The sequence below is a fragment of the Sphingobium chungbukense genome (assembly GCF_001005725.1).
Taxonomy (GTDB): Bacteria; Pseudomonadota; Alphaproteobacteria; order Sphingomonadales; family Sphingomonadaceae; genus Sphingobium; species Sphingobium chungbukense.
The window spans coordinates 1-1277 of record NZ_LBIC01000016.1 but is presented as its reverse complement, the minus strand read 5'-3'; the positions used below and the strand labels follow the sequence as shown (position 1 = coordinate 1277).

The 1277-nt window shown below is 63.0% G+C and carries 1 pseudogene; it reads left to right on the top strand.

The features are described 5' to 3' along the window. Window positions 1-64: 64 nt before the first annotated feature. A pseudogene (locus YP76_RS23735) lies at window positions 65-1153 on the top strand (IS5 family transposase). Window positions 1154-1277: the final 124 nt, after the last annotated feature.

Below are 1277 nucleotides of genomic sequence, written 5' to 3'. Positions count from 1 at the left end.
AAAAACCTCTGGTGCATAGCGGCCTGAACTGATTCACTGCCATTGCGCGACAGCGGAGGCGGTAATGGCGGGACAGCCGGGTTTCTTTGATCTTTCGAACCAGTACGAGGCGCTGAGTGCAGCGGGCGATCCGCTGGAGCGGTTGGCGGCCGTCGTTGACTTCGAGGTTTTCCGTTGACCGCTGGTCGCCGCCCTGCGACGCGCCCCGCGCGCCAAGGGCGGACGTCTGCCGTTCGACCCTGTGCTGATGTTCAAGATCCTGGTTCTGCAGGCACTGTACTCGTTGTCAGACGAGGCAACCGAGTTTCAGATCAAGGATCGGCTGTCGTTTCAGCGGTTCCTGGGCCTTGGGCTCGACGGCACGGTGCCGGATGCGACGACGGTATGGCTGTTCCGCGAGCGCCTCGTGAAGGCCAGGGCGATCGACCGGCTGTTCGCCCGCTTCGATGCCGCGCTGACCGATCGGGGTTATCTGGCCATGGGCGGCCAAATCATCGATGCCACGGTCGTGCCGGCGCCGAAACAACGGAATACCGAAGTGGAGAAGATGGCGATCAAGGAGGGGTGCGTTCCCGAGGCCTGTCAAGTAAAACCCGCCAAGCTCCGCCAGAAGGATCGCGACGCGCGCTGGAGCGTCAAGTACACCAAGGCCAAGGTGAAGGAAGGCGCCGATCCCAAGGCGTTCAAGCCGGTCGACCTCGCTATCCCGATGTTCGGCTACAAGAACCACATCGGCATCGACAGGACCCATGGTCTGATCCGTACCTGGGACGCCAGCGCCGCCAATGCTCACGATGGTGCACGACTGCCCGATGTGGTCAGCAAGGACAACACCGGCTCGGGGGTCTGGGCGGACACGGCCTACCGGTCGAAGAAGAACGAGGCGTTCCTCGCCAAGGGGATGTTCACCAGCCACATCCACCAGAAGAAGCTGCCGCGCCGGCCGATGCCCGAACGCATCGCCAGGGCCAATGCAAAACGATCCGCCGTGCGTTCGGCGGTCGAGCACTTGTTCGCCGGGCAGAAGCACCGCATGGGGCTGGTCGTGCGGACCATCGGCATCGCCCGCGCCCGCATCAAGATCGGGATGGCCAACCTGGCCTATAACTTCCAGCGTCTTGCCTGGCTTGAGGGGCGTCCTGCGCCCGCATGACGCAAAAACCGGCCCCTGCAGCCGGTTCCGACACGGAAATCAGCGGATCAGCACCCAAAAACCGGGGCTCACCGTCAATTTGCGCGCCTTCACGTCGCCATCATGCCGAAATCAGACGGTTCTT